This is a genomic window from Paracoccus sp. S3-43, assembly GCF_029027965.1.
GTDB lineage: Bacteria > Pseudomonadota > Alphaproteobacteria > Rhodobacterales > Rhodobacteraceae > Paracoccus.
On record NZ_CP119082.1, the window covers coordinates 146,606 to 171,612 of the forward strand.

Annotated in this window: 25 protein-coding genes; 5 read left to right on the forward strand and 20 right to left on the reverse strand. The window is 68.5% G+C overall.

Annotated features, from left to right (window positions below; genetic code table 11):
- The first annotated feature begins 137 nt into the window (after positions 1–137).
- Positions 138–329 (forward strand): hypothetical protein, encoded by a 192-nt coding sequence (locus tag PXD02_RS00705; protein WP_275105075.1) that lies wholly within the window; start codon positions 138–140, stop codon positions 327–329.
- Here the strand turns inward: PXD02_RS00705 and PXD02_RS00710 are convergent.
- Positions 308–1,228 carry a LysR family transcriptional regulator gene (locus PXD02_RS00710; RefSeq protein ID WP_275105076.1) on the reverse strand — a complete coding sequence of 307 codons (921 nt, stop codon included), beginning with the start codon at positions 1,226–1,228 and terminating at the stop codon, positions 308–310. The two genes, PXD02_RS00705 and PXD02_RS00710, sit on opposite strands and share 22 nt — an antisense overlap.
- 81 nt (positions 1,229–1,309) lie before the next feature.
- Here PXD02_RS00710 and PXD02_RS00715 point away from each other — a divergent pair, with 81 nt between their 5' ends.
- Both PXD02_RS00715 and PXD02_RS00720 read left to right on the forward strand, forming a co-directional pair.
- The gene (locus tag PXD02_RS00715; protein WP_275105077.1) at positions 1,310–2,458 is read left to right on the forward strand and encodes a CaiB/BaiF CoA transferase family protein; all 1,149 of its coding nucleotides are present in this window, start codon (positions 1,310–1,312) and stop codon (positions 2,456–2,458) included.
- Between the two features lie 2 nt (positions 2,459–2,460).
- The gene (locus PXD02_RS00720) at positions 2,461–3,594 is read left to right on the forward strand and encodes an acyl-CoA dehydrogenase family protein (protein WP_275105078.1); all 1,134 of its coding nucleotides are present in this window, start codon (positions 2,461–2,463) and stop codon (positions 3,592–3,594) included.
- An 18-nt stretch (positions 3,595–3,612) separates the two neighbouring features.
- Here the strand turns inward: PXD02_RS00720 and PXD02_RS00725 are convergent, their stop codons facing one another.
- The 8 genes from PXD02_RS00725 to hutI form a co-directional block, all read right to left on the reverse strand.
- Complete coding sequence (locus tag PXD02_RS00725; RefSeq protein WP_275105079.1) at positions 3,613–4,383, reverse strand: amino acid ABC transporter ATP-binding protein; 771 nt, start codon at positions 4,381–4,383, stop codon at positions 3,613–3,615.
- Between the two features lie 2 nt (positions 4,384–4,385).
- On the reverse strand, positions 4,386–5,042 hold the full coding sequence (locus PXD02_RS00730; RefSeq protein ID WP_275105080.1) for an amino acid ABC transporter permease: 657 nt from the start codon (positions 5,040–5,042) through the stop codon (positions 4,386–4,388).
- The gene (locus tag PXD02_RS00735; RefSeq protein ID WP_275105081.1) at positions 5,042–5,689 is read right to left on the reverse strand and encodes an amino acid ABC transporter permease; all 648 of its coding nucleotides are present in this window, start codon (positions 5,687–5,689) and stop codon (positions 5,042–5,044) included. Before PXD02_RS00735 ends, PXD02_RS00730 begins: the two co-directional genes overlap by 1 nt.
- Before the next feature lie 77 nt (positions 5,690–5,766).
- The gene (locus PXD02_RS00740) at positions 5,767–6,585 is read right to left on the reverse strand and encodes a transporter substrate-binding domain-containing protein (RefSeq protein ID WP_275105082.1); all 819 of its coding nucleotides are present in this window, start codon (positions 6,583–6,585) and stop codon (positions 5,767–5,769) included.
- 94 nt (positions 6,586–6,679) lie between these two features.
- Positions 6,680–8,359 (reverse strand): urocanate hydratase, encoded by a 1,680-nt coding sequence (gene hutU / locus PXD02_RS00745; RefSeq protein WP_275105083.1) that lies wholly within the window; start codon positions 8,357–8,359, stop codon positions 6,680–6,682.
- Positions 8,360–8,361: 2 nt separating this feature from the next.
- Positions 8,362–9,153 carry an N-formylglutamate deformylase gene (hutG, locus tag PXD02_RS00750; protein WP_275105084.1) on the reverse strand — a complete coding sequence of 264 codons (792 nt, stop codon included), beginning with the start codon at positions 9,151–9,153 and terminating at the stop codon, positions 8,362–8,364.
- Positions 9,150–10,691, reverse strand: a complete 1,542-nt coding sequence (gene hutH / locus PXD02_RS00755) for a histidine ammonia-lyase (RefSeq protein ID WP_275105085.1) — start codon at positions 10,689–10,691, stop codon at positions 9,150–9,152. The genes hutG and hutH overlap by 4 nt, the downstream gene beginning before the upstream one ends.
- Positions 10,684–11,886: an imidazolonepropionase gene (gene hutI / locus PXD02_RS00760; protein ID WP_275105086.1), complete on the reverse strand. Its 1,203-nt coding sequence runs from the start codon at positions 11,884–11,886 to the stop codon at positions 10,684–10,686. Before hutI ends, hutH begins: the two co-directional genes overlap by 8 nt.
- A gap of 107 nt (positions 11,887–11,993) precedes the next feature.
- Here hutI and PXD02_RS00765 point away from each other — a divergent pair, with 107 nt between their 5' ends.
- Together PXD02_RS00765 and PXD02_RS00770 are read left to right on the forward strand one after the other, a co-directional pair.
- Positions 11,994–13,358: a formimidoylglutamate deiminase gene (locus PXD02_RS00765; RefSeq protein WP_275105087.1), complete on the forward strand. Its 1,365-nt coding sequence runs from the start codon at positions 11,994–11,996 to the stop codon at positions 13,356–13,358.
- On the forward strand, positions 13,355–14,068 hold the full coding sequence (locus PXD02_RS00770) for a GntR family transcriptional regulator (protein WP_275105088.1): 714 nt from the start codon (positions 13,355–13,357) through the stop codon (positions 14,066–14,068). Before PXD02_RS00765 ends, PXD02_RS00770 begins: the two co-directional genes overlap by 4 nt.
- 545 nt (positions 14,069–14,613) lie before the next feature.
- Here the strand turns inward: PXD02_RS00770 and PXD02_RS00775 are convergent.
- From PXD02_RS00775 to PXD02_RS00825, 11 genes are all read right to left on the reverse strand, one after another.
- Positions 14,614–15,180, reverse strand: coding sequence for an ABC-type transport auxiliary lipoprotein family protein (locus PXD02_RS00775; RefSeq protein ID WP_275105089.1), 567 nt, complete (start codon positions 15,178–15,180; stop codon positions 14,614–14,616).
- Positions 15,181–15,242: 62 nt separating this feature from the next.
- Positions 15,243–16,448: an MlaD family protein gene (locus PXD02_RS00780; protein WP_275105090.1), complete on the reverse strand. Its 1,206-nt coding sequence runs from the start codon at positions 16,446–16,448 to the stop codon at positions 15,243–15,245.
- A 3-nt stretch (positions 16,449–16,451) separates the two neighbouring features.
- Positions 16,452–17,231, reverse strand: a complete 780-nt coding sequence (locus PXD02_RS00785) for an ABC transporter ATP-binding protein (RefSeq protein ID WP_275105091.1) — start codon at positions 17,229–17,231, stop codon at positions 16,452–16,454.
- Complete coding sequence (locus tag PXD02_RS00790; protein ID WP_275105092.1) at positions 17,228–18,337, reverse strand: MlaE family ABC transporter permease; 1,110 nt, start codon at positions 18,335–18,337, stop codon at positions 17,228–17,230. The genes PXD02_RS00785 and PXD02_RS00790 overlap by 4 nt, the downstream gene beginning before the upstream one ends.
- Positions 18,338–18,414: 77 nt before the next feature.
- Positions 18,415–18,789: a FadR/GntR family transcriptional regulator gene (locus PXD02_RS00795; protein ID WP_275105093.1), complete on the reverse strand. Its 375-nt coding sequence runs from the start codon at positions 18,787–18,789 to the stop codon at positions 18,415–18,417.
- A gap of 64 nt (positions 18,790–18,853) precedes the next feature.
- Entirely contained in the window at positions 18,854–19,630 is a 777-nt protein-coding gene (locus tag PXD02_RS00800) for an SDR family NAD(P)-dependent oxidoreductase (protein WP_275105094.1), read from the reverse strand.
- Positions 19,627–20,436, reverse strand: a complete 810-nt coding sequence (locus PXD02_RS00805) for a PCC domain-containing protein (protein ID WP_275105095.1) — start codon at positions 20,434–20,436, stop codon at positions 19,627–19,629. The genes PXD02_RS00800 and PXD02_RS00805 overlap by 4 nt, the downstream gene beginning before the upstream one ends.
- Positions 20,433–22,022 (reverse strand): acyl-CoA synthetase, encoded by a 1,590-nt coding sequence (locus PXD02_RS00810; RefSeq protein WP_275105096.1) that lies wholly within the window; start codon positions 22,020–22,022, stop codon positions 20,433–20,435. Before PXD02_RS00810 ends, PXD02_RS00805 begins: the two co-directional genes overlap by 4 nt.
- Complete coding sequence (locus tag PXD02_RS00815) at positions 22,019–23,188, reverse strand: acetyl-CoA acetyltransferase (RefSeq protein ID WP_275105097.1); 1,170 nt, start codon at positions 23,186–23,188, stop codon at positions 22,019–22,021. The genes PXD02_RS00810 and PXD02_RS00815 overlap by 4 nt, the downstream gene beginning before the upstream one ends.
- On the reverse strand, positions 23,185–23,979 hold the full coding sequence (locus PXD02_RS00820; RefSeq protein WP_275105098.1) for an IclR family transcriptional regulator: 795 nt from the start codon (positions 23,977–23,979) through the stop codon (positions 23,185–23,187). The genes PXD02_RS00815 and PXD02_RS00820 overlap by 4 nt, the downstream gene beginning before the upstream one ends.
- Complete coding sequence (locus tag PXD02_RS00825; protein WP_275105099.1) at positions 23,979–24,995, reverse strand: TRAP transporter substrate-binding protein; 1,017 nt, start codon at positions 24,993–24,995, stop codon at positions 23,979–23,981. The genes PXD02_RS00820 and PXD02_RS00825 overlap by 1 nt, the downstream gene beginning before the upstream one ends.
- Between the last annotated feature and the right edge of the window lie 12 nt (positions 24,996–25,007).

Here is a 25,007-nt window from a genome sequence, read left to right on the forward strand (position 1 = left end):
CGCTCCGGCGGATTCCCCGGCCGGCAGGGACGCCACCTGTGGTTCGACGTCTTCCAGGGCGCGCCTGCGGCCGGGGGACAGGCCTTTGCCCAAGGGCCGAACACGGGCTTTGGCGCGGCAACGAGTCCCGTTACGCGGTGGCATTCCTTGTCGACCGCGACGCGCCGGTCGTCCGAAAGGGCACGGTGGGCGACCGCCACAGGATCCCGCCCGCCCTGGTGTTCCGGGCCTGGCAGAGGTGGAACCACTGGCGGGGCCTTTGGTATGGAGGTCTGACGGGCCGGGTGGACCGGGACGGGGCGGCGGATCATCCCGCAGACGGGGACTGACCAGGCGCATCGCCCATCACCTGGGTGCAGAATTGCAGAAAGGCGGTCGCGGTGGCGGTCGGGGGCAGCCCTGCCGCGCGGGCCAGGGCGATGCGGCTGGGGGGCAAGCCGCCGGTCAGCGCCAGCCGTGCCACGCGCCCGCCGTCATAGGCCAGGTCATGCGGCAGATCGGTCGCCAGCAGGCCCACGCCCAGGCCGTTGGCGACCATGGCGCGCAGCATCTCGACGGAGGCGGTCTCGGCGGCGATGCGCGGCGTCACCCCGCAGATCTGGAACAGCGACAGGAAATAGCCCCGGCTGTGGGGCAGGTTGATCAGCACCACCGGATCGGCGGCGAGGTCCACCAGCGACACGGCCCCGGCCCCGGCCAGCCGGTGATCGGGCGGCACCAGGGCATGGGGCGGCACGGCATGCAGCGGGGTCAGCGCCAGGTCGGCCGGAAACCCCGTGTCATAGACCAGGGCCAGGTCGATGCGGCCCCGGCGCAGCCCCTGTTCCAGGTCCGAGAGGTCGCCTTCGACCAGCGTGATCCGCGCGCCGGGATGCCGGTCGGTGAACCCCCGGATCAGGCGCGGCGCGTGGCGCGGCCCCAGCGTGGAATAGACGCCCAGCACCAACTCGCCCTCCGGCCCCGTGGCCGGCGCCAGAACCGCGCGGGCCTGGGCCACCAGACCTTCAAGCGCCGCCAGCTTCTGCCGCCCGAAGGGGGTGGGCTGCATCCCCTGCCCCGGCAGGCGCAGGAACAGCGGCTGGCCGAAATGCGCCTCGATCTGCGCCACCGCATGCGAGACCGAAGGCTGCGAGACATTCACCGCCCGCGCGGCGGCGGCGGTCGATCCGGTTTCCGCCACGGCCAGCAGATAGGTGATGGGCCGAAGGCCGATGGATATAGGCTTCATTGATCGCCTTTATGTGAAACAACTATTTCCAGCTATACCCGAAGATGCGCCATCCTGTCCTCGTCAATGAATGAGGACATCATGACGGACGACCGAAAGCCGCTGACCGGCATCAGGGTTCTGGATTTCACGCGGGTTCTGGCCGGACCCTATGCCACGGCGCTGATGGCCGATCTGGGCGCCGAGGTCGTCAAGATCGAGGCGCCGGGCGGCGACGAATACCGCCATATCGGGCCCTTCCTGGGTGGCGAAAGCGCGCTGTTCCAGACCGCCAATCGCGGCAAGCGTTCCATCGTCCTGGACCTGCGGTCCCCCGGCGATCTGGCGCTGGCGCGCGCCCTGGCCCTGCGCGCCGATGTGGTGGTGGAAAATTTCCGTCCCGGCGTGATGGCCCGGCTGGGGCTGGATGCGGCGAGCCTGCACGCAGACAACCCCCGGCTTGTCTATGCCTCGGTGTCGGGCTTCGGGCAAAGCGGGCCCCACGCGGCGCGCCCAGCCTATGACATCATCGTGCAGGCCATGTCCGGGCTGATGGAACTGACCGGGGAACCCGCCGCCGCGCCCACGATGGTGGGCGAGGCGATGGCCGATGTGGCGGGCGGGCTGTTCGCCGCCTGGGGGATCATGGTGGCGCTGTTCGACCGCAGCCGCACCGGGCGGGGCCGGGTTGTCGATCTGGCGCTGTTCGACGCGCTGTTGTCGATGATGCCCTCGGCGGGCGCGCGGGTGCTGGTCTGCGATGCGGATCCGGCGCGCACCGGCAACCGCCACGCGCTGTCCGCGCCCTTCGGGGTCTATCCGGCGGGGCGGGGGCATTTCGCGGTCGCGGTGCTGAACGACAAGCTGTTTTCGGCCTTTTGCGAGGTGATAGGCCAGCCCGCGCTGCGGAACGACCCGCGCATGGCCAGCGACGAAAGCCGCCGCGCGCATGAACCCGTCCTGGCCGAGGCGATTGCGGCCTGGGCCGGCGGGCTGACGGCGGCTCAGGCGGTGGCGGCGCTGTCGGCGGCGGGGGTGCCCGCGTCGGAACTGGCGTCGGCGCGGGAAGCCTGGCTGTCGGACCAGGCGCGGGCGCGGGGGCTGGTGTCGCCCGTGACCCATCCTTTGCTGGGATCCGTCAGCCTGCCGGAACAGCCGGTGCATTTTTCCGGCAGTCCGCGCGGGACGCGCCGGGCGGCGCCGGGCCTGGACGAACATGGCGCCGAAATCCGCGCCGAACTGGGGATGTGACCATGAGCGACTGGACCGAAGACGAAGCCGCCCTGCTGGAGCAGATCGGGCGTTTCGCCCAAGGGGTTCTGGCCCCCCGCGCCGCCGAGCTGGACGAAACGGCGACCTTCGCGGTCTGCCATCTGCCCGCCATGACGGATCTGGGCCTGATGGGCCTGAACCTGCCCGAGGAAGACGGCGGCCTGGGCCTGTCCGGTCCCGCGCTCTATCGCGCGGTGGAACTGATCGCCGGGGCCTGCGGATCGACCGCTTCGCTGCTGACGGCGCATTACCTGGCCACGGATTCGCTGCATCTGGGGGCGGATGCCGCCTTGCGGGCGCGGTATCTGCCGCGCGCGGCGGCGGGGATGCTGGGCGCCTTCGCCCTGACCGAACCGCAGGCCGGGTCGAACCCCGCCGACATGCGCACGGCCGCGCGGCGCGATGGCGCCGGATACCGGCTGCGCGGGGCGAAATGCTTCATCTCCAACGCGGGGGCCGCCGATTTCATGGTGGTCTATGCCAAGACCGACCCGCAGGCAGGCGCGCGCGGGGTTTCGGCCTTTGTGGTCGAACCGAAGACAACGGCGGGCATCGCTATCGCCCCGGCCGAACGCACCATGGGCCTGCGCGGCGGCCATGTCTTCGGCGTCACCTTCGACGATTGCTTCGTCCCGGAAGAAAACCGCATCGGCGCCGAGGGCACCGGTTTCCGCACGGCGATGAAGGTTCTGGACAACGGCCGGATCGAGGTCGCGGCCCAGGCCACCGGCATCGCCGAGGCGGCGCTGAACGCGGCCATCGCCTATGCCAGGGAACGGCGGGTGGACGGCCATCCCATCGCCGATTTCCAGGGGCTGCAATGGATGCTGGCGGACAGCGCCAACGACCTTGCCGCCGCCCGCGCCCTGGGGCTGGCGGCGGCACGGCTGCGCGGCACCGGCGCGCGCTATTCCAGCGAAAGCGCCCATGCCAAGCTGTTCGCGTCCGAGGCTGCCTGGCGCATTGCGGACCGCGCCCTGCAGATCCACGGCGGCTATGGCTATTGCCGCGACTTTCCGCTGGAACGCTATCTGCGCGACCTGCGGATCTTCCGCATCTATGAAGGCAGTTCCGAGATCCAGCGGACCATCATCGCGCGCGGGCTGCTGGCCTGACCGAAGGCGGGCAGCGGGTCAGAAGCTGTTGCGTTCGTGATAGGTGCGCAGGAAGGACTGGATGCGCGGATCCTGGGGCTGGTGCAGGATCCGGGCGGGGGTGTCGGCGGCCACCAGCTCGCCCCGTTCCATGAAGGCCACGCGGTCGGCCACATGGGCGGCAAAGCCCATCTCATGGGTGACGACCACCATGGTCATGCCTTCGGAGGCCAGTGTCTTCATCACGCTCAGCACCTCCCCCACCAGTTCGGGGTCGAGCGCCGAGGTCGGTTCGTCGAACAGCATCAGGCGCGGCTCCATGGCGATGGCGCGGGCGATCGCCACGCGCTGCTGCTGGCCGCCCGACAGGCGCGCGGGGTGGTTGTCCATCTTGTCGGCCAGGCCTACCTTGGACAGCGCCTCGGCGGCACGGGCGCTCGCGTCGGATTTGGCCATGCCGCGCACCCGGATCAGGCCTTCGGCCACGTTTTCGCGCGCGGTCATGTGCGGCCACAGGTTGAACTGCTGGAACACCATGCCAATGGTTCGGCGCATTTCGCGCAGCGCGCGACCCGACATCCTGCGGCCCGGCACGTCGTATCCCATCAGGGTGCCGTCGATGCGGATTTCACCTGAATCGTATTGTTCCAGGAAATTGATGCAGCGCAACAGCGTCGATTTGCCCGAGCCAGACGGTCCGATCAGGCATGTCACCTTGCCCGGCGGGATCGTCAGATCCACGTCCTTCAGCGCGTGGAACGGCCCGTAATACTTGTTTACCTTCTGGATCTCGACGGCAGAGGCCTGCATCGTCATGTCCTTTCGATCAGGTGTTTCGTGACGCGCGCCTCGAACCGGCGGCCCAGGCGCGAGATGGCCTCGACCAGACCCCAGAAAAACAGGGCCAGCACCAGGTTCGCCTCGACAAAGCGGAAGGTTTCGGCCGACATGCGGCTGACCTCGTACATCAGTTCGGGCACGGTGATGATGGAGAGGATCACCGTTTCCTTGGTCAGGATGATCGAGAAGTTGACCAGGGCCGGCAGCGCCGATACCATCGACAGCGGCAGCAGGATCCGGCGCACGATGGCGGGTTCCGCCATGCCGATGGCGCGGGCGGCCTCGATCTGACCGTGGGGGACGGCGCGAAACCCGGCACGGAAGATTTCGGCGAAATAGGGGCTGCCATAGATCGTCAGCCCCAGCAGCCCCGCAGGCAGCGCATCCAGCCGCAGCCCGATCAGCGGGCCGCCGTAATACAGCACGAAAAGCTGCACCAGGAACGGCGTGCCGCGAATGACCTCGATATAGATTTGGATGATCCAGCCCAGCCATCGCGGACCATAGTGGCGCAGCAGCGCAATCAGCAGGCCCAGGGCCATGCCAAAGACCGTGCCCAAGGCCCAGCACAGGATCGTATAGCCGAAGCCGCGCAGAAAGGCGGGGCCGTATTGGTGCAGGATGTCCATCACACGGCTGTCCTGTGTTCAAGCCAGCGTCCCAGACCCGCAAGGCAGAGATTGATCAGCAGATAGATGCAGGCCGCCGCCAGATAGACCTCCAGCGGACGAAAGGTGGTCGCGGCCTGCGCCTGGCTGGCGCGGGTGATTTCCAGGATGCCCACCACCGATACCAGCGACGACGCCTTGACCAGCAGGATCAGTTCGTTGATCAGCGCGGGCAGGGACATGGTGACGGCCTGCGGCAGGATCACCCGGCCCCAGACATCCCTGGGCGTCATGCCGATCGCCACGGCGGCTTCGGCCTGACCAGGGGGCAGGGCGTTGATGGCGCCCCGCCAGATTTCCGAGATATAGGCGCTGGCGCAGATGCCCACGGTAACGATGGCCGCGAACATCGCAGGCACGTCAAGCCCGATCAGCGGCAGTGAGTAATAGAAGACCAGAAGCTGCACCAGCAGCGGCACACCCCGCAGGAAGCTGACCCAGACCGCGCCGAAGTTGCGCAAGGCGCGCGATGACGACAGCCGCGCGGCGCAGATCAGCGTGCCGACCACCAGCCCCAGCGCGATGCCTCCGACCGAGATCAGCAGCGTGTATCGCGCGGCCCAGAACAGCGGCACAAGGCTTTCCAGAAAGGCCGGGATCGAGAACATGCGCACCTCGGGCTGGATGGGTTCGCGGAAGGGTCGAAGAACGCGGCGGGCGGGACTGCCCCGCCCGCGCAACAGGGTCAGTTGATCGGCACTTCGCGCGGCAGTTCGGAATAGATGCCCAGCCATTTTTCATAGATCGCCTTGAGGCGGCCGTCATCGGCCATCTTCAGCATGGCGTCGTTGATGGCCTGCGCCAGCGTCGCGCTGTTTTCGTCCTTGCGCAGCACCCAGGCGAAGTATTTGGGTTCGCCGAACTGCGCCGGTTCGAACAACGCGAAGGTTTCGGGCCGCGACTTGACCAGATAGGTCAGGTTCGGCAGCGATCCCGCCACCGCGTCCAGCCGCCCGGTCGCCAGATCCGCATAGGCTTCGTCGGTGGTGCCGTATTCCTTGATCGTCACGTCGCCCAGCGTCTCGCCGAAGGACTCAAGCTGCTTGAACTGCGCGGTGCCCTGCTGGACACCCACGGTCTTGCCCTTGATGTCCTCGGGTTTGGTCATGTCGTCATTGCCCGCCGCCTTGACCAGCGACACGGTGGCGTCGGCGATGGGCAGGGTAAAGGTATAACGCTCCAGCCGTTCGGGGGTGATGGTGACGGGGGCGATCACGATGTCGAACTTGCCGACCTCGAGGCCGGGCAGTTCGGCGGTCCAGGGAATGTCCTGGTAGACGGGTTCGACGCCCAGTTCCTTGGCAACCTCGTCGAACAGATCCTTGGTCACGCCCTCGTAGGTGCCGTTGTTCACCATGTCGAAGGGGGCGTAATGCATGTCGGTCGCGGTGACGATCTTGCCCGCCGCCTTGATGTCGGCCAACTGGTCCGCCGCCGCGACGGTGCCGAAGCCCAGCGTGGCGAGGCCCAGAAGCGCGGCGCGGATGGTGGTGTGGATGGTCATGGGTTCACTCCTTGTTGCAGGTTCTTGGTTGTGGGTTCTTGTTGTTGTTGTTGTTTTTCCGGGGCGCCGCAATCCGGTCCTGCGGCGCCTCTTGTCACAGGATCGCAGGCAGGTTCAGCCCGTGTTCGCGCGCGCAGTCAACCGCGATGTCGTAACCGGCGTCGGCGTGGCGCATCACGCCCGTGGCCGGGTCGTTCCACAAGACCCGTTCGATGCGGCGGTCGGCGTCCTCGGTCCCGTCGCAGCAGATCACCATGCCTGAATGCTGCGAAAATCCCATGCCGACGCCCCCGCCGTGATGCAGGCTGACCCAGGTCGCGCCGGACGCCGTGTTCAGCAGCGCGTTCAGCAGCGGCCAGTCCGACACGGCGTCCGACCCGTCCTTCATCGCCTCGGTTTCCCGGTTGGGGCTGGCGACGCTGCCCGAATCCAGGTGGTCGCGGCCGATCACGACCGGGGCCTTCAACTCGCCGTTCCGCACCATCTCGTTGATGGCAAGGCCTGCGCGGTGGCGGTCGCCCAGGCCGATCCACATGATCCGGGCGGGCAGGCCCTGGAAGGCGATGCGGTCGCGGGCCATGTCCAGCCAGTTGTGAAGATGCGCATTGTCGGGGAACAGTTCCTTCATCCTGGCATCGGTCCTGTAGATGTCCTCGGGGTCGCCCGACAGCGCGGCCCAGCGGAACGGGCCGATGCCCCGGCAGAACAGCGGGCGGATATAGGCGGGCACGAAGCCGGGAAAGGCGAAGGCGTTTTCCAGCCCTTCCTCCAACGCCACCTGGCGGATGTTGTTGCCGTAATCCAGCACCGGCACGCCGGCGTTCCAGAAATCCACCATGGCCGCGACATGGGTCTTCATGCTGGCGCGGGCGGCCTGTTCGACGGCCTTGGGGTCCGTTTCCTGCCGGGCGCGCCATTCGGAAACGGACCAGCCCAGCGGCAGGTATCCATGGATCGGGTCATGGGCACTGGTCTGGTCGGTGACGATGTCGGGGCGCGGCCCGCCCGCCTTCATGCGCGCCACCAGGTCCGGGAACACCTCGGCGGCGTTGCCGATCAGGGCCACGGATTTTGCCTCGCCGGCCTTGGTCCACTGGTCGATCAGCGCAAGCGCCTCGTCCAGCGTATGGGCCTTTTCGTCGCAATAGCGGGTGCGGATGCGGAAATCGGCCCGCGTCTCGTCGCATTCGACGGCAAGGCAGCAGGCCCCGGCCATCACGGCGGCCAGGGGCTGCGCGCCGCCCATGCCGCCCAGGCCTGCGGTCAGGATCCATTTGCCGCGAAGATCGCCGCCGTAATGCTGGCGTCCGGCCTCGGCAAAGGTCTCATAGGTGCCCTGGACGATCCCTTGCGTGCCGATATAGATCCACGACCCGGCGGTCATCTGGCCATACATCGCCAGTCCCTTGCGGTCCAATTCGTTGAAATGATCCCAGGTCGCCCAATGCGGCACCAGGTTGGAATTGGCGATCAGCACGCGCGGCGCGTCCTTGTGGGTGCGGAACACGCCCACCGGCTTGCCCGACTGGACCAGCAGGGTCTGGTCATCCTCAAGTTCCCGCAGGCTGGCAACGATCCGGTCGAAATCCTCCCAGGTGCGGGCGGCGCGGCCGATGCCGCCATAGACCACCAGCTCGTGCGGGTTTTCCGCCACGTCGGGATGGAGGTTGTTCATCAGCATCCGCAAGGGCGCCTCGGTCAGCCAGCTTTTCGCGCTGATCTGGGTGCCGGTGGCGGGATAGATGTCGCGGATGTTGTGGCGGGGGTTGGTCATGGTCAACCTTTCAGATCGGGGGCCAGATCGGCCAGGGTTCGCAGGATGCCGGCCAAGACCGGCCGCAAGGCGGCGGTTTTGGCATCGTCCAGTGCAAAAGGCGGGGCCTCGGCGGCAAGATGGGTGGATTGCGCCAGCTCCATCTGGATGGCATGGACCCCGTCCCGCGGGCGGCCGTAATGGCGGGTGGTCCAGCCGCCCTTGAAGCGGCCGTTGACCGCCATCGTCCGTCCGGTGGCGCGGCAGAGGGTTTCGCTTGCCGCCTGGATGCGCGGGTCGCAACTGGTGCCGTCGGCAGTGCCGATGTTGAAATCGGGCAGGGTGCCGTCGAACAGGAACGGGATATGACTGCGGATCGAGTGGCAGTCGTAGAGGATCGCCACCCCGTGCCGGGCGCGAACCCGGTCGATCTGCGCGGACAGGGCGGCGTGATAGGGGGCGTGGAAGCGTTGGGTGCGATCAGCGATGTCGCTGGCGTCAGGCTCGTCGGTCCAGATCGGCGCGCCGTCGAAATCGGTCAGGGGCACAAGGCCGGTGGTGTTCTGGCCGGGATAAAGGCTGGCATTGTCCGGCCCGCGATTGGCATCGACGACATAGCGGTGGAATGTCGCCCGCACGGTTGTCGCGCCGGGCAGCAACCCGGCGTAGAGGCGGTGGATATGCCAGTCGGTATCCGCCAGATCCCGGCCACGCGCGTTCAGCGCAGCGCGGATGTCGTCGGGCAGCCATGTTCCCGTATGCGGCAGGCCCAGGATGACGGGGCTGTCGCCTTCGCTGACCTCGACCGGGGTCATGGCCGGACCTCGGCCAGCAGGTCGGCGGGGACCGCGCGGGTCAGCACACCCTCGCGGACAAGGCGCGCGGCCTCGACCAGGTCGGGGGCCAGGTAGCGGTCCTGCTCCAGCGGCGGGACGGTTTTGCGCAGGGTGGCGATCACCGCTTGCAGCGGGGCGGATGTCGCCAAGGGCGCCCGGAACTCGACCCCGGCCGTGGCGCAGATCGCCTCGATCCCCAGGATCTGCGACAGGTTGGCGTTCATCCGCTTCAGCCGCCGCGCGCCATGAGCGGCCATGCTGACGTGGTCTTCCTGGTTGGCGCTGGTGGGCGTCGAATCCGTGCTGCACGGCGTCGCCAGATGCTTGTTCTCGCTCATCAGGGCGGCACTGGTGACTTCGGCGATCATCAGCCCGCTATTCAGCCCCGGATCCGGCGTCAGGAACGGCGGCAGGTCGTGGGACAGCGCCGGATCCACCATCAGCGCGATGCGCCGCTGCGCGATGGCGCCCATTTCGGCGATGGCCAGGGCGATCTGGTCGGCGGCGAAGGCCACGGGTTCCGCATGGAAGTTCCCGCCCGAGACGATGCGGTCGGCGCCCACCAGGACCAGCGGGTTGTCGGTCGCGGCGTTCGATTCGATCTCCAGCGTGCGGGCGGTCTGCCACAACAGGTCGATGCAGGCGCCGGTGACTTGCGGCTGGCAGCGGATGCAATAGGGATCCTGCACGCGGGCGTCCCCTTGGCGGTGGCTTTCGCGGATCGCGCTGTCCTCCATCAGCGCCCGGATCGCGCGGGCCGCAACGATCTGGCCGTGATGGCCGCGCAGGGTGTGGATTTCCTCCAGGAAGGGCGCGGTCGATCCCATGATGGCGTCGGTGGACAGGGCCGAGGTCACCAGGGCCGCGCGGGCCGAGGCGAAGGCCTCGAACAGCCCGGCAAGTGCGAAGGCGGTCGAGACCTGCGTGCCGTTGATCAGCGCCAGTCCTTCCTTGGCGGCCAGGACCAGGGGGCGAAGGCCCGCGGCCCGCAATGCCTCGGCCCCCGGCATGTCGCGGCCCTGCCAGACTGCCCGGCCCTCGCCCAACATGACGGCGGCCATATGCGCCAGCGGCGCCAGGTCGCCCGAGGCTCCGACCGACCCTTGCGCCGGGACGACCGGCAGGACGCCCCGCGCCAGCATGTCTTCCAGCAGCGAGATCACCTCGGGTCGGACGCCGGATGCGCCCCGGCCCAGGGACAACAGCTTCAGGACCAGGATCAGCCGCACGGTTTCCGGCTCGACCGGTTCGCCCACGCCGCAGCAATGGGACAGGATCAGGTTGCGTTGCAGGGTCGCGGTGTCAGTGGCGGCGATCTTGATCGAGGCCAGCTTGCCGAAGCCGGTGTTGACGCCATAGACTGGCTCTTCCCCTTCCGCCGCGCGGGCGATGCGGGCGGCGGAGGCGGCGATGCCGTCCCGCGCGCTGCCCGACAGCCGCACGGCCACCCCCTGCCGCCAGACCTGTTCCAGTTGCGCAAGCGTGGTTTCCCCGGGGGTCAGGATCAGTTCAGACAAATTCGCCTCCGACGATGCGGGCATGAAGGGGGTTGAAGCCGATGCGATAGGACAGTTCGGCCGGATGGGCGATGTCCCAGACCGCCAGATCGGCGCGCAGGCCCGGCGCGATGGCGCCCCGGTCGGACAGGCCAAGGGCGCGGGCGGCATTCAGGGTGACGCCCGCCAGGCATTCCGACGGCGTCATGCGAAACAGCGTCGCGCCCATGCTCATCACCAGCAGCAGCGATGTCAGGGGCGAGGTGCCGGGGTTGCAATCGGTGGCCAGGGCGATAGGCACGCCCGCATCCCGCAGCGCCTGGATCGGCGGCAGCTTCGTTTCGCGCAGCGTATAGAAGGCGCCGGGCAGCAGGACGGCCACGGTGCCCGCCTGGGCCATCGCCGCGATGCCGTCGTCGCTCAGATATTCCAGATGATCGGCCGAGATCGCCCCATGCCGCGCCGCCAAGGCCGCCCCGCCCAGGTCCGACAGCTGTTCCGCGTGCAGCTTGACCGGCAGGCCCAGGGACGCGGCGTGGACGAAAACCCGGCCCATCTCGTCCGGGGAAAAGGCGATTCCTTCGCAGAAACCGTCCACCGCGTCGATCAGCCCTTCGGCATGGGCGCGGTCCATCCCGGCAATGACTACATCTCGCAGATAGCCCGCGCTGTCATCCGCGTATTCGGGGGGCAGGGCATGGGCCGCCAGCCAGGTCGTGCGCACCGTCACGCGGCGAACCTGGCCGATCCGGCGGGCGACGCGCAGCATCTTCAGTTCGGTTTCGATGTTCAGCCCATAGCCGGACTTGATTTCCAGGGTGGTCAAACCCTCGGCCAGCAGGGCATCGACGCGGGGCAGCGCGGATGCCAGCAACTGATCCGGGGTCGCCGCGCGAGTGGCGCGGACGCTGGACAGGATGCCGCCGCCGGCGCGGGCGATGTCTTCATAGCTGGCACCCTCCAGCCGCATCTCGAATTCGCGGGCGCGGTCGCCGCCAAAGACCACATGGGTGTGGCAGTCGATCAGGCCGGGGGTGACGACCCGGCCGCCCAGATCGCGGCGGGGCGCGTTTGCGTATTCGTCCGGCAGGTCGGCGGTGCCGCCGATCCAGGCGATCCGTTCGCCCTCGGTCACGATGACGGAGGGGTCGGACAGGGCGGATTGACCCGATTCGGGGGCAATGCCGGCCAGTCTGACATTGCTGAGGATCTGCATCTGACCATCACCCTCATTTGCGCTTGCTGTTTCTATGTTTAAACATATATTCTGTCTATGTCTAAACTTATTTTGCGTCAAACGAAAATGACCCAGGCAGGGGCGAGATGACGATTCTATGGGCGGAACGGGCCTTGCTGCCCGAAGGATGGGCGGAACATGTCCGGGTCGAGATCGGTCCCGACGGGCGGATCATGCAGGTCCGGGCGGGTGCGGATCCTGAAGGCCAGCGGGTCGGCCTGCTGCTGCCGGCGATGGCGAACCTGCATTCCCATGCCTTCCAGCGGGCCATGGCGGGCCTGTCCGAATCGCGCGGCCCGCATCCGCGCGACACCTTCTGGACCTGGCGGCAGATCATGTTTCGCTTTCTGGACCATCTGACGCCCGATGACGTCGAATCCATTGCCGCCCTTGTGCAGATGGAGATGCTGGAGGCCGGTTACGCCACCAATGTCGAATTCCATTACCTGCACCACCAGCCGGGAGGCGTCCCCTATGCCGACCTTGCGGAAATGTCCGAGCGCATCGCCGCGGCCGCCGCCCGGACCGGGATCGGGCTGACGTTGCTGCCGGTGCATTACCAGTTCGGCGGCTGCGACGGCCGCCCGCTGGGTCCGGGCCAGGCGCGCTTTGGCACCGATCCCGACCTGTTCGTCCGGTTGCTGGACGCGGCCGAAGGCGCGCTTCGCCACCTGCCGGCCGATGCGGAGATCGGCGTGGCGCCCCATTCGCTGCGCGCCGTCAGCCCCGACGCGCTGCGCCTGTGCGCGACCCTGCGACCGGGGCGCCCGCTGCACATGCATCTGGCCGAACAGATCCCCGAAATCGAGGAGGTCCAGGCCGCCCGTGGCCTGCGCCCGGTCGAATGGCTGCTGGACAACTGCAACCCGGACCGCCGCTGGACGCTGATCCACCTGACCCACATGACCCCGGATGAGACCCGCCGTCTTGCCGCGACCGGGGCCGTGGCGGGCCTGTGTCCCATTACCGAGGCCAGCCTGGGCGACGGCATCTTCAACGGCACGATCTGGCGGAATGCAGGCGGACGAATGGGGTTCGGGTCCGACAGCAATATCCGCATTTCGCTGGCCGAGGAACTGCGCGGCCTGGAATACAGCCAGCGTCTGCGCGACACCGCCCGCGCGATCCTCGCTGAACCCGCGCGGTCCACGGGCCGGGTGCTTTACGATGCCGGGCTTGACGGCGGGGCCACGGCGGCGGGCCGCGACACGGGCGCGATCCGCCATGGCTTGTGGGCCGACCTGTGCGCCCTGGCCCTCGACACGCCGGTCATGGCGGGGCGCCAGGGCGACCAGTTGCTGGACAGCCTGATCTTCGCGGGGGGCGACGGGCTGATCCGCGATGTCTGGGCCGCCGGGCGCCATGTGGTCCGGGACGGCAGGCATCAGGACCGCGACCGGATCGCCGCCGACTATCTGGCCTGCATCACCAGCTTGCAGGAGCGGATGTGAACATCAAGACCACGGCCCCCGGCCTGCCCAAGGCGCAACTGATCGCGTCCGAGGTGCGGCGCCGGATCATCGACCGCGAATGGCGTCAGGGCGACCGCATCCCGGACGAGGCCGACCTGGCCGTCGAATTCGGCGCCGCGCGGGCCACCGTGAACAAGGCATTGCAGGTGCTGGCCGACGAGGGCCTGCTGGACCGCCGCCGCCGCGCGGGCACCCGCGTTGCCGTGGACCCGGTCCGCAAGGCGGTCCTGACGATCCCCATCGTGCGCGAACAGATCGAAAGCGCGGGCATGGCCTATAGCCACCGCATCATCGCCCTGCGCCGCAGCCCCTTGCCCGAAGCCGTTGCCCGCCGCCTTGGCGTCAGGACCGACACGCGGATGATCCATCTGCGCGCGGTCCATTATGGCGACGGAGTCCCGTTCCAGTATGAGGACCGCTGGATCAACCCCCAGGCCGTGCACGGAATGGACAGCGTGGATTTCCGCCATGCCAACGCGAACGAATGGCTGGTCCGCAACGCCCCCTATTCCCGCGCCGACGTGACCTTTTCGGCGGCCAATGCCGATGCGCGCGATGCCCGGATGTTGCAGACCCGGGTCGGTCAGGCGCTGCTGGTGCTGCACCGGTCCACCTGGAACGAGGATCACCCCATCACCACCGTCCGCATCGCCTGCCGCCCCGGCCATCAGATCGGCACCAGCAGTTAGGGGCTGGCCCCGCGTCAGGGTTTCGAAACACCGCGCAGGCCGGGGTGGTCAGCGCGCCATCGACAAGCTCAAGCTGCCGGTTCGTCAAGGCGGCAAGCGTCGGATCGTGGGTGACGGCGATGACCGTCTTGCCTTCAGTCCGTGACAGGGATTGCAGGATCGCGAACACCAGGCCCGCGAAGGCCCCGTCAGGGCCACGAATTCACCTGCCCCGACCCGCAGCTTAACGTCGCGCACCAGCGTCACCGGAACCACCGACGGCAGGGTGCGGATCAGGTGATCCGCCTCGATCAGGGCCGGTGGCATCGACGATTTCGGCGGCCTTGCCGCGTTCGACCCGTGCAAGCGTCACGGCCTGCGGGCGCAGCCCCGCCGCCGCGACCAGCCCCGCCAGGCCGACGATGACCAATGCTGCAAGCACCCTGCGACGACTGCCCAAGACCCGCGACATCCGGTTGCTCCGCTATCCCGCCTCGGCATGCGACGACTGCCGCCAGCCTGCCTTGATCAGGGTCAAGCGGGTCCGCGAACCGGCGGGTCATCGCTCAACGGCACCGGGCCGGATCGACATCCGCCGCGCGCAACCCCCATTGCGTCATCTGCGCGACCAACTGGCGCGCCGCGGCGTCGAATGCGGGGATCAGGTCGGCGGTGCGGGTGCTGGCCGCCGGAACGATCGCGGCAAAGCGGCCGCGCGATACGATCTCAGCCTCCAGTTCGCTGACCATCTGCGCGCCGACGGTCAGCCGGACGACGGTCCCGTCCGGGGCCAGTTCCGCGTTGAAATCCTCGATCTCGCTGATCAGGGCGTAATCCCCGGAAAGGCCCAAGGGGCTGCGGCCGACATAGCCGAAGCTGCCCGTGGCGCCAAAGCTTTGCACCAGCAGGCGCTGCACCGTTTCCGGCACGGTCTCGCCCCATTGCGCATCGGGCAGGTATTGCGTTTGCAGGGCCGAGGGGCGGATCATGATCCGGTTGCTGTCCAGGGTGCTGCGGGCCTTGGGCGGCTCGATGATCAGGTCGCCGATGCTGGCGCGCCCGCAGCCCGTCAAGGCAGCGGGGGGGCGCAGTTCGAACACGTCCCGTTCCGGTTCGCCTTGCAGGGCGGACAAGGCGCCGCATCCTGACAGAAGGCCAAGGGCAAGAAGGGCTGCGGACAGGCGCATCGGAAACCTCATCGGCGGAATTCGGGGACGGGGGGGTGGGTCAGAAGCTGGGCCGGGTTGCGGCGCAGCGCGGAAACCAGTTGGTTCGCGTTGGCCATCAGCGCGCGCATGTCCTGCGCCAGGCGCGATATCTGCGGAAGGGTGTCCTGCGCGAAGGCGCGCACCGGCGCGCGGGCGTCGTCCAGAACCTCGTCCAGCGACCGAAAGGCGGATGCCGCGTTCCCCGACGCCTCGCGCAGGCTGGCGCTGATCCGCGGCAGGTCGTCCGGCAGGCTTGCCAGGGCATCGTCGATCGCGGCCAGGGTCGCGCGCAGGCTGCCCGCCACCTGGGGCAGATCGCCGTCGGCCACCGCCCCCACCGCATCGAAGGCCCGGCTGCCCGAGGCAAGCGCGCTGTCCAGGTTGTCGGCGGTGCTTTCCATCCGGCGCGCCAGGGGCGACAGGTCGTCCGCGACGAAGCCGTCGATCCGTTGCAGGGTCGCTGTCGCCGTCTCGAAGGTGGCTTCGGCCTTGGCTGCGGCATTGCTCAGGCGTTCCAGGGCCGCGCCCGCGTCCTGGCCCAGGCCGTCCACCTGATCGCCAAAGGATGCGACCGCCGCGGCGCCGTCCGAAATGGCCGATGTCGCGGCCGCCACGTCGCCGAGGGCCTGATCCAGGTTGCCGCTGGACTGTTCGACATTGGCCAGGATGGCCGCGACGCGCGCCTGGTTTTCCTCGCCCAGCAGCTTGGACAGGTTCTCGGCCACCAGGTTCAGGCGGTCGATGATCTGCGGCCCCTCGTCGCTGAGCGTCTGCAAGGCCGACCGGCTGGAGGCGATCACCGGCACATCCGGCCCGCCCCCGGCGGCCAGCAGCGGCGCAGTGGGAGAGCCTGCGGACACCGCCACCAGGGAAACCCCCGTGACGCCCTGCACCTCAAGCGCGGCGAGGCTGTCGCTGCGGATGGGGGTGTCCTCTCTCACCTCCAGCCGGACGCGGACCGGCATGGGATTGTCCGGTGCCAGCTGCATTTCCGAGACGCGGCCGACCGGAAGTCCGGCGAACAGCACGTCCGACGAAAGGCCAAGGCCCGAGACGTTGGGAAAATAGACATCGTAATAGGCGAAGCGGCGGTTCAGCTCCACCTGCGCGAACCACAGGACGAAACCCAGGATGCCCAGGAACCCCAGGACGGTGAACGCGCCGATCAGGGTATAGTTGGCCTTCGTTTCCATCGCTCAGTCCCGGTCCGGATAGCCGCCGGACGCCGCGCGGGCCCGTGGTCCGTTGAAGTATTCATGCACCCAAGGGTGGTCCACCGTCAGCATATCAGCCATTGTCCCGCTGGCCAGAACCCTGCGTTCGGCCAGGACCGCCACCCGGTCGCAGCAGGCGTGCAGCGTGTCCAGGTCGTGGGTGACAAGAAAGACCGACAGGTTCAGCGCGTCGCGCAGCGTCACGATCAGCCGGTCGAAGGCGGCCGCCCCGATCGGATCCAGCCCGGCCGTCGGTTCGTCCAGGAAGACGATCTCGGGGTCCAGGGCAAGGGCGCGCGCCAGCCCGGCCCGCTTGCGCATCCCGCCCGACAATTCCGACGGCAGGTTGTCGTTGGCCCTCCACGGCAGCCCCGCCATGGACACCTTGAGCTCGGCCAGCCCGCGCCGCTGCGCCTGGGTCAGGTCCGGGACCGCACGCAGCGGAACCTGCACGTTTTCCCGCACCGTCAGCGAGGAAAACAGCGCGCCGTCCTGGAACATCACGCCCCAGCGTTGTTCAACCGCGCGGCGTTCGGGCGCGGGCAGCCTGTCCAGCCGCTTTCCAAACACCTCGATGGTGCCGGCCTGCGGAACCTCCAGTCCCACGATGGCCCGCAGCAGCACCGACTTGCCCGTCCCCGAGGCGCCGACAACGCCCAGAATCTCGCCCCGGAACAGGTCCAGATCCAGGCCCTCATGCACCAGATGCGGGCCGAACTGCGTGCGCAGGCCGCGGACGCGGATGACGGGCTGGCCGGTCACAGCCCCACCTGCGCGAAGAACACCGAAAAGGCCGCATCCGCGATGATGACGGCGAAGATCGCGCTGACCACCGCCGCCGAGGTCATCCGGCCCAGTGATTCCGCGTCGTTGCCGACCTGCATCCCGGCATGGCATCCGATCACGCCGATGATCAGCGCAAAGACCGGCGCCTTGACCAGCCCCAAGACCGCGTGGGCGACACCGACATCCGACAGCCGCGCCAGGAACACCGCGGGGGATTGCCCCAGTTCGATCCAGGTCATCGCGGCGCCCCCCAAAAGCCCCGACAGCGCCGACACCAGCCCCAGGATCGGCAGCGTCAGGACCAAGGCTAGGACGCGCGGCAGGACCAGCATCAGGTCGGGGTCCAGGGCAAGGGTCCGCATCGCGTCGATTTCCTGACGCATCTTCATCGACCCCAGCGATGCCGTCAGCGCCGAGGCGGTCCGCCCCGCCACGATGATCGCGGTCAGAAGGATCCCCAGTTCCCGCAGGATCGAAATGGCGATCAGATCGACCACGAAAACCTCGGCCCCGAACTGGCGCAACTGGTCCGCGCCCTGGAACCCCAGGACAACCCCGACCAGAAACGACATGACGGCAACGATCGGCACCGCCCGCAGCCCGGTTTCCTGGCAGTGATGCGTCAGCGAGGTCAGCGGGAATTGCGCCGGATGGCGCAAGGCCCGCCCCAGGGCGGCCAGGGTGCGCCCCAGATATTCCGCCAGCTCGCCCAGATACGCAAGCGCGCGGACCATCCTGCGCCCCGTTGCCTCCAGCATCAGCCGCCAAGGCGCGCCGCGTTCGGGTTCGGGCTGTCCTGCGGGCAAGGCGTCGCCCACGGCTTGCAGCAGGCGGGCGTGACGATCCCCCAGGCCGGTCAGGACGCAGCCTGCCGCGCGTCGTTGCAGCAGCTCCCAGGCCCCGGCGGTGTCCATCCTTGTCACCCCCGCAAGGTCGATCCGCGTGCCCCCGGACGTCGCCGGCAGCCTGGCCAGCGTCCAGACGACCAGCTCGCCCGACAGGGCCACGCATCCCTCACGTGACAGAACCGACAGGCCGGATTTGCCGACGGCCCCGGTTTCCGCTGCCGTATCAGCATCCATTCATCACGCTCGCAGGCCGCCCGTTACCTTGATCTTCTGATCCGTTCTATAAAGGACTCAGGCGGTTGGCCAAGCCATTATGCCGTATGAACCAGGGCCAGCGTCAAAGCGTCACCCCCGCCGACCCGGCAGTGTTCTGGAGATGGGTGCGCATCCCCAATGGATCGCCGCATCCGGTCGGGGTTGGTGTTCGGGATGGGCTGGCGCTGCGTTTCGGTCAGCAGCTGCTGGACCGCGCGATACAGGCCCGCCAGCATCTGGTTCGGGCAGGCCGTGACGATGTCCAGGTGAAAGGCCAAGTCGGCCTCGACATGGGCGACCAGATCGCCGGACTGCCAGCCGTCCTCGAAAGCGCGGGCGGCGGCCTGCAAGCCGTCCAGCACGACGGGGGTCGTGGCGGTGGCGGCCAGATGGCACAGTTCGGATTCGATCAGGATACGCGTCTGGAACACGTCGCGCAGGTTTCTTGCAGGCGACGGGCGATCGTCTGCGTCACGGGGCCTTTGTCCCACATCATCAAGGCCACGTCCCGCCCTCGCGCCGCAGGGCGGGCAGGCCGACCCCCGTGGCATCGAATCCGCCATCCACGGCCAGGGTCTGGCCGCTGACGAAGCTGGCCTTGTCGGAACACAGGAAGACGATGGCCTCGGCGATCTCTCGTGCCTCGCCATAGCGGTTCAGCGGGATGGCGTCGTAGTAGGCGGCGATGATTTCCGGCGCGTGGACGGCCATCGCCAGCTTGGTGCGGACCGGGCCGGGGGCCACGCAATTGACGCGGATGCCCTGTTCGCCCAGTTCGGCCGCGAATTGCTTGGTCAGATGGATCACGGCGGCCTTGGACGTGCCATAGGCCACCCGCAGCGTGGACGCCCGCAGCCCGGAAATCGAGGCGATGTTGACGATGGCGCCCCGCGTCTTCGCCAGTTCCGGGATCGCGGCCTTGGTGCACAGGAACACGCCGTCCAGATTGGTCGCCATCACCTCTCGCCATTGCTCGAAGCTGGTCTGGTCCGCGCGGGAGAACAGTGCGACACCCGCGTTGTTGACCAGGGCATCGATCCGGCCGAAGCGGGCGACGACCGTGCGGATCACGCCGTCGACGCTTTGCGGGTCCGAGATGTCGGCCTCGACCGGCAGGACGTTTTCGATGAGGTCGCAGGCCGCGTGCAGTTCCTCGGCATCGCGGTCCACGACGGCCACCCGCCAGCCCTGTTCCAGGAAAATCTCGGTCGCGGCCAGGCCGATGCCCCGGCAACCCCCGGTGACGATGGCAACCTTTGCGTCCTGCGTCATGTCTCTGTCCTTTCGATGATCAGTTCCAGCGTCACGCCGACCGGGTTCGCGCCCCGTTCCAGCCTGCCGCGCATGATGGTGCCCCCGATATCCACGACCTCGATCGGGACATGGGCGCGGCCTTGGGTCAGGGTCGCCCCGTCCAGCCGCAATTCGGTGGCGTGGCAGTCCATGCGGGTGCCGTCCGAGAAGCGGATATGGTCGATGCTGCCGACGCCGTGCAGGCGGGCATCGCGGATGCCGTGCCGGGCGGCCAGGGTTTCGATGGCGGTGATCACATCCTCGCCCGGACGGATCCGCGTCAGCAGGCCGGGGCCCGAGCCGCCGCCCTGGGGGGTGAACAGGGTGAAGGCGGTCTCGGCATCGGGCAGGGCCTCGAACCAGGCATCGGGGGCGCCGAGGCCGGTGACGGGGGCATCCGCCGCCAGCACCGAATCGAAGGGCAGCAGATGGCCCATCGTCCCGCCCCAGGTGCCGTGGCAATGCAGGAACGGCGCGCCGTCCTTCCAGCCGACCGTCGCCGTGGCGCGGTCGATGGTCACCGGCCCGTCCGGCGCATGGGTGTCGGAATACCACGCCGCATGGATCCCGTCGGTCGAAGGCGCGGGCAGCACGAAGCGCAGCGGGTCGCAGACCGCCCCGTCCAGCCAGACCACGCCCCCCTTGCAGCCCGCTTGCGCGAACAGATCGCCCACCGCCTGCATTACCGTCCGCCCCGCCGCCAGCACCCCCGACAGGGGCCGCAGGGATGCGCGCACGGCCACCGCGCGATCCGCCGCGCGGGGGCCGGGATGGATCATCCTCATGCCGGGGCCTTGTCCAGCAGGCCCCGCGCCTCGATCTCGTCGCGAATCATCTTCTTGGTGATCTTGCCATAGGCCGATTTCGGCAGCGCGTCCCAGAACAGGAAGCGTTTCGGCATCTTGTAGCGCGACAGCTTGCCCTCAAGGAAGGCGGCCAGATCGTCCTCGGCCACCGGGGCGTTCGCCACGCAGACCGCCCAGCCGATTTCCCCCCACAGCGGGTCGGGCACGCCCAGCACCGCGACCTCGCTGATGGCGGGGTGGGTGAGGATCTTCTCCTCGATCTCTCGCGGATAGACGTTCGAGCCGCCGGATATGAACATGTCCGACTGCCGCCCGGTGATATAGACGAAGCCCTGGTCGTCCATATGCCCCAGATCGCCGGTGCGGAACCAGCCGTCGCGGAAGGATGTCGCGTTCGCCTCGGGGTTGCGGTAATAGCCCGCGAAGACGGCGGGGCCGATGCAGCAGATCTCGCCTGTCTCGCCGGGCGCGACCTCGCGGCCCTGATCGTCCTGGATCTGGATCTCGATGCCGGTGCGGGCATGGCCGCAGGTGCCGATGCGGGCGGCGGGGCCGTCCTCGGCCTGATGCAGATGGGCGGGCAGGACGGTGATGTTGCCGGTCACCTCGCCCAAGCCGAAATATTGCACCAGCACCGGGCCCAGCCTGTTCAGCGCCCTTTGCTGGTCCACCCGATACATCGGCGCGCCGGCATAGATCACATAGCGCAAGGACGACGTGTCGGCATCGGCGGTCGAGGGATGTTCGACCAGCAGCTTCAGGATCGTCGGCACGGTGAACATGGTCGACACGCGCCAGTCCCGCACCAGATCCCAGACCTGCGCCGGATCGAACCGTTCGGTCGGCAGCAGCACGGTCTTCACCCCGCGCGCCACCTGGGTCAGCTGATGCACCCCTGCGCCATGCGACAGGGGCGCGACGACCAGCGAGGCATCCGCCCCCGTCAGCCCCGGCATCAGGTCGGCCAGATGGTTCGTGACCACGAAGGCCATCTGGCCGTGGGTCAGGACCGATGCCTTGGGCCGCCCGGTGGTGCCGGATGTGAAGAAGAACCAGCAGGGATCGTCGCGGTCCACGGGGGCCACCCGCGGGCGTTCCCCCATGTGGTCGGCGGTGATCGCGGTCACGTCAGGGCCGAAATCCGCCTGTCCGAAGGCCAGCATGGTCACCCCGCAGGCCGCCGCATGGTCGGGAAAGCCGGCGTTGCAGAACATCAGCGTCGCGCCCGAGGTTTCGGCCAGATAGGCCACTTCCTCCGGCGTCTGGCGGAAGTTGGCGGGCACCCAGACGCCGCCTGCGCGCCAGGTGGCGAACATCGCCTGCATCATCTCCATGCAGTTCTGCGACTGGCACATCACCCGGTCGCCCTTTTGCAGCCCGAACCGGGTCTGCAAGGCCTGGGCCAGGGCATCGGCGCGGGCGTTCCACTCGGCCCAGGTCCAGCGGGCATCGCCCATCACCAGGGCGATGCCGTCCGGGTCGCGCCGGGCGGCCTGGGCCAGGAAACCCGCAAGGTTCATCACGCGGGTGGACACCGGGACCAGCCCGCCCGCCGGGTCGGTCATCGCGCGCGCTCCAGGATGGAACAATAGTTGGCGACCGCCGTGCCGCCCATGTTGAAGACCCCGGCCAGTTCCGCGCCCGGCACCTGCATCCCCCCGGCCTCGCCGGTCAACTGCATCGCCGCCATGACATGCTGCGACACGCCGGTCGCGCCGATGGGATGGCCGCGCGACTTCAGCCCGCCCGAGGGGTTGACGGGCAGCGCGCCGTCCATGCGCGTGGTGCCTTCGCGGATCACCCGCCAGCCCTGCCCGCGCGGGGCAAGGCCCATCGCCTCGTATTCGATCATCTCGGCGGTGGTGAAGCAGTCATGGGTCTCGACCAGCGACAGGTCGGTGATCGCCAGCCCCGCCTGGTCCAAGGCCTGCCGCCAGACCCGATGCGCGCCCGCGAATTCGGTCGGATCGCGGCGCGACAGGGCCAGCATGTCGCCCGCCTGCTGGCGCGCGCGGAAGCGGATGGCGCGGGTCAGCCCCTCGGCCACCTCGGGCGCGGCCAGCACGATCGCCGCCGCGCCGTCCGACACCAGCGAACAATCCGTGCGCCGCAGCGGCCCCGCGACCAGCGGGTTCTTGTCCGAGGGCGTGTTGCAGAAGGCCAGATCGAAGGCCTTCTGCATATGGGCATAGGGGTTGCGGCTGCCGTTGTCGTGGTTCTTGGCGGCGATCATCGCCAGTTCCTCGGACCGGTCGCCGTTCTGCTGGAAATAAGCGTCGGTGATCCGCCCGAACACGCCCGCGAAGCCGCCGGGCGTGTCGCCTTCCTCGGCCACGAAGCTCGCCGACAGCAGCACGCCGCCCACCTCGGCGATGGGGATGGCGGTCATTTTTTCCGCGCCGATCACAAGCGCCACCTTGCCGCGTCCCGAGGCGATGAAATCCGCCGCCGCATACAGCGCCGCCGACCCGGTGGCGCAGGCGTTTTCGGTGCGCATGAAGGGCACGCCCGCCAGGTCCGGGCTGCCCATGGCGACAAGCGCGCCCTGGAAATCCTGGCGCTGGAAGCCGTTGTTATAAACGCCGGTGAAGATGCCGTCCACGGCATCGGCGGGGATGCCCGCGTGGTCCAGCGCGGGCAGCGCAACCTCGGCCATCAGGGCCATGGTGTCGGGCGAGTCAGACTTGCCGAATTTGCTGTGCGCCCAGCCGACGATCAGGGGTTCGTTCATGGGATGGTCCTTTCGGTGTCCAGATCGGCGAGGCGTCGGGCGATCAGCCCGGCCTCGCGGTGCAGCGCGGCGGCCAGATCGGCCTGCCGCGCCGGGGTCATGCGGTGCTCAACGGCGGCGATGGACAGCGCCCCTGCCGGGCGCCCGCCCGGCCACGGGATCGCCACGCCCAGGCCCCAGGATCCCGCGATGATCCGTCCGGGGTTGAGCGCGTGGCCGCGTTCGCGGGCGAGGGCCAGATCCTCGACCAGCACGGGCATCAGGTCGTCCACCAGCGGCGCCACGCGGTCCAGCAACGCCGCCGCTTCGGCCTCGGGAAGCGCGGCCAGGATCGCCAAGGCCCCCGCGCCGATGCCGGCGGGCTTGCGGTCGCCGCGCATCAGCGCATGGGTGCGGACCGGGAAATCGCCCTCGATCCGGTCCAGACACAGGGTATGGTCGTCCTGCGACACGGTCAGCAGCACCGTGTCGCCGGTCTCGCGCGCCAGCCGAACCATCGCGTCGCGGGCATGGTGCAGGATGCCGTGGCGTTCGGCGGCAAAGCCCGCCAGCAGATAGGTTTCCGCCCCCAGGTGATAGCGCCGGGTCGCGCGGTCCTGTTCGACCAGCCGCGCCGCGCCAAGCGCCAGCAGCAGCCGCCGCGCCGTGGGCCGCGCAAGCCCCGAGGCCGCCGCCAGCTGCGCCAGCCCCAGCCCCCGCGCGCCGCCCCGCCCGACCAGCGACAGCAGCGACAGCGCACGCGCCACCGCCTGCGTTCCGCCAGTGTCAGCCGGGGCGGCCTCGTCGCGCATCAGGCAAGCTGCCGTCCGATGGCGGCTTCCAGGATGGCCCAGCCCTCGTCGCCATAGGTTTTTTTCCAGTCGGCATAGAAGCCCGCCTCGCGCAGCTTCTCCTCGAAGGCCTTGGGATCGACGTCGTTGAAGACGAAGCCCTGGCCCTCCAGGTCGGTCTTCAGCGTGGCGTTCATCGCGGCGATATCCTCGCGCTGCTTCACGGCCGAGGCGTTGAACTTGTCGGCGACGATCTGCTGCACATCCTCGGGCAGGGCGTTCCAGGCGCGGCGGTTGCCCAGCATCCAGAAGCCGTCCCACATATGGTTGGTCATGGAACAGTATTTCTGCACCTCCCACAGCTTGGCGGTCTTCATGATCGCCAGGGGGTTTTCCTGCCCGTCGACGATGCCGGTCTGAAGGGCGGTATAGACCTCGGCGAAGTTGATCGAGGCGGGGGCCGATCCGAAGGCGGTGAACAGCGATGTCCACAGGGGCGAGACGGGCACGCGGATCTTGAAGCCGTCAAGGTCGGCGGGCGCGGCGATCGGTTTCGTGGACGAGGTGATCTGCCGGAAGCCGTTGTCCCAGATCTTCTCCATCACCACAAGGCCCGCGCCCTCGATCTGGCCGCGCGCATAGGCGCCCAGTTCGCCGTCCATGGCCTTCCACACGGTGTCATAGTCCGGGAAGGCGAAGCCCACGCCGTTGATCGAGGCGTTGGGGACCAGCGTCGACAGGATCACCGGGGACAACTGGAAGAATTCCACCCCGCCCGAGCGCAACTGGCCCAGCACGTCGGTATCGGCGCCCAACTGGTTCGACGGGAAGATTTGCAGGTCGAACCGCCCGCCGCTGGCTTCCAGGATGGCCTTCTGCGCCTCGGCCAGGCGGATGTTGCTGGGATGGTCCAGCGGCTGGTTGTTGGCCACCTTGTAGCTGAATTCGGCGGCCATCGCCGGCCGGACCCGGATGAAGGGCGTGGCAAGCGCGCCTGCGGCGGCGCTCAGCAGGATGGTGCGGCGGTTGATGGTCATGGGTTTCCTCCC